General features: G+C 68.5%; 3 protein-coding genes and 1 pseudogene. All 4 read left to right on the top strand.

Features of this window, described 5'->3' with window-relative positions; genetic code table 11:
• Positions 1-295 (top strand): annotated as a pseudogene (locus tag AC1DY5_RS49325) (hypothetical protein); the annotation flags it as partial.
• Between the two features lie 20 nt (positions 296-315).
• Positions 316-2187, top strand: coding sequence for a GMC family oxidoreductase (locus AC1DY5_RS49320; protein WP_478121618.1), 1872 nt, complete (start codon positions 316-318; stop codon positions 2185-2187).
• 61 nt (positions 2188-2248) lie between these two features.
• A complete protein-coding gene (locus AC1DY5_RS49315) occupies positions 2249-2680 on the top strand; it encodes a hypothetical protein (protein WP_478121617.1) in 432 nt (143 codons plus the stop codon).
• Between the two features lie 4 nt (positions 2681-2684).
• Positions 2685-3048 (top strand): hypothetical protein (locus AC1DY5_RS49310; protein ID WP_478121616.1); only part of this gene is annotated, 364 nt, incomplete at its 3' end.

Below are 3048 nucleotides of genomic sequence, written 5' to 3'. Positions count from 1 at the left end.
GGCCTCGCATGTGAAGGACGTCGGCGACCTGCTGGTCAAGCTCAAGCTGGCGCTGGCGAGCGCGCCCGCCGGCGCCAGCGACGAAGAACTGCGCAAGCACTTCGCGGCACTGCGCGAGCCGATGCTCGAACTCAGCAAGTGCCGTGATTTCGTGGTCAACCGCGGGCACTATTTCGGCACCGCCGAGTTCAACCGGCAGGAGGGCTTGAGCGCCGACGAAAAGGCCTTCGGCCGCGAGCCCGAACTGAGCGACGACGACAAGCGGGCGCTGATCTCCTTCCTGAAGACCTTCTGACTGCCATCGAAACGCCACGCATGCCCGRAGCCGACGCGAGTGACTGGGACTACGTGATCGTCGGTTCGGGAGCCGGCGGCGGCACGCTGGCAGCCCGCCTGGCCGAGGCCGGCATGCGGGTTTTCCTGCTCGATGCCGGCGGCGACCCACGCAGCGGCGATGCCCGCCTGCCGGACGATTACGACGTGCCGGCCTTCCATGCCTTCGCCTGCGAGAACCCGGCGCTGCGCTGGGACTTCCGCGTGCGCCACTACGCCGACGAGGCGCAGCAGGCCAGGGACTGGAAGCACCAGGCGGGGCAGGGCGTGCTCTACCCGCGCGCCGCCGGCCTCGGCGGCTGCACTTCGCACAACGCGATGATCTTCATGCTACCGCACGCCTCCGACTGGAATCGCATCGCACAGCTCACCGGCGACCCGTCGTGGAGCGCGACCCACATGCGCCGCTACACGCAGCGCATCGAGGACTGCCGGCATCGGCCAGTCTGGCGCGCGCTGCGGCATGTCGGGCTGGATCCCACCGGCCACGGCTGGAGCGGCTGGCTGCGGACGGAGAAATCGATCCCGCTGTCGGTACTCGGCGACGAGGGCCTGCTGCGGGTGCTGCGCGAGACCGCGAGCAGCTTCACGCGCAGCCTGCCGACCCCGCTGCTCAGCACGCTGCGGTGGTTGCGCGGCGGCCTGGGCGATCCGAATGCCCGACGCTCGCGGCCCGGCAGCTTCGAAGGCATTTGCTACACGCCGCTCTCGACCTCCGGCCATCGCCGCAGCGGCGTGCGCGAGCGGCTGCTGGAGGTCGCGGCTCGCCACCCCGACCGGCTGCACATCGAGCTCGACGCGCTTGCCACGCGGGTGCTCTTCGATGCCGATGGCGGCGCCTGCGGTGTCGAGTACCTCAAGGGCCCGCGGCTCTACCGGGCGCACGCGATGCCGAACGAGGATGCCGGCACGAGGCGCGAAGTACGGGCCCTGCGCGAGGTGGTCCTGTGCGGCGGCGCTTTCAACACGCCGCAGCTGCTGATGCTGTCGGGCATCGGGGCGGCGGCCGAGCTGCGGGCGCACGGCATTCCCGTGCGGATCGACCTGCCGGGTGTCGGCCGCAACCTGCAGGATCGCTACGAGATCGCTGTCACGCACCGCATGCGGGCGCCGTGGGGGGTGCTCGAGGGCGCACGCTTCGATCGCGACGACTCGCTGTGGCGCCAGTGGCGGCAGCGCCGCAGCGGCATGTATGCGTCCAACGGCGCGGCGCTCGGCGTGGTCCAGCGCTCGCGCGCCGCGCCGGGCCAGCAGGAGGAGCCCGATCTCTTTTGCATGGCGCTGCTGGCCCGCTTCGAGGGCTACTTCAGCGGCTTCTCGAAGTGGATCCGCGACCAGCCCGACCAGTTGACCTGGGCCGTGCTCAAGGCCCATACGCGCAATCGTGCCGGCACCGTTCGCCTGCGTTCGGCCGACCCGCGCGACACGCCGCTGGTGGACTTCCACTATTTCGAGGAAGGCAGCGATCTCGCCGGCGAGGACCTGAAGGCGGTGGTGGAGGCGATCCGCTTCGTGCGCCGCATGAGCGCGCCGCTGCTGAAGAGCGGATGGATCGCCGAAGAGCTGGCACCCGGTCCGTCGATCGACAGCGACGAGGGCCTGGCCGACTACGTGCGCAACACCGCGTGGGGTCACCATGCCTCGTGCTCCTGCGCGATCGGTGCGGCCGGCGAGGGTGGCGTGCTCGACCGCGCCTTCGCGGTGCATGGCGTGAACCGGCTGCGCGTGGTGGATGCCTCGGTGTTCCCGCAGATCCCGGGCTTCTTCGTCGCCGCGGCGATCTACATGATCGCCGAGAAGGCGGCCGATGTCTTGTTGGATGCTGCGCGCCGCACACCTCTTTCGGCAAATTGACGTGGCCCATCGAAGGACTGAAACTTTGTCAACGACGGGGCTTCCCCGCAGGAGTGAGCACATGGCCTATGACGTGCAGCAGCTGCTCGACTTGTCGCAGCAGCAACTCGACGACCTGTTCCGCGCCAGCCCGCCCGGAGAGATTCCAAACGGCGAGGCCGAGGGCACCGCGATCATCGCGCCCGACACCCGCTACACCGAGTCGATCGCGAAGATCATCAATTTCTTCGGCTGGCAGGGGAAGGTGTTCGATGGAAAGAAGGGCCTGCTGAAGAATAAGGTCAGCATCCTCGGCGTCCAGGCCATCGTCGCCAAGGTCTACCTGGGCGACAGCTGGCTCGACGGCAAGCCATGCATCGTGCTCGACTATTCCGACACCTCCATCGTGGCCCTGTGGATCCGGGACGAAATCCGGCTCATCGGGCCCGGCCTCTATCTCGGCAAGGTCTACTGGGGCAAGGAGCGGCTGATCGACTTCTGCCTCAAGTTCTGATGCGGTGACTCCCCAGTCCCATTTCATGGTCATCGCGGCGGTCGCCGATGGCCGCGAGTCCAGCCTGCGCAAGCTGCTGGACACCATGAATCTGAAGCCCGGCATGGCCCACCCCGGCAACGCGCTGATCCCGTTCGGCAGTTTCGAGCGATTGCACTTCGCGCGATTCGCGCTGCTGACCGACGGCACGCTCGGCGACCTCGAGGCCTTCGAGCTGCCGCGGCCCCGCGTGCCGCCACTGTACCTGAGCTTCCTCGGCGAATGCGATGGTCCGGCCCACGCCCAGCTGGCCGAGTTCGCGCAGCTCGCGGACGACGGCCTGCGACGCATCTTCGCGCACTGCGAAGGCTTCGACGCCGACGGCAATC

It is taken from the genome of Variovorax sp. P4_D9 (genome assembly GCF_056401695.1).
Note: the sequence above shows the minus strand (reverse complement) of the source record. Positions and strands in the feature narration are given on the sequence as shown.

Excerpts from the sequence above, each read along its gene's own strand:
- AC1DY5_RS49315 (WP_478121617.1), top strand. The coding sequence starts at position 2,249 with ATGGCCTATGACGTGCAGCAGCTGCTCGACTTGTCGCAGCAGCAACTC.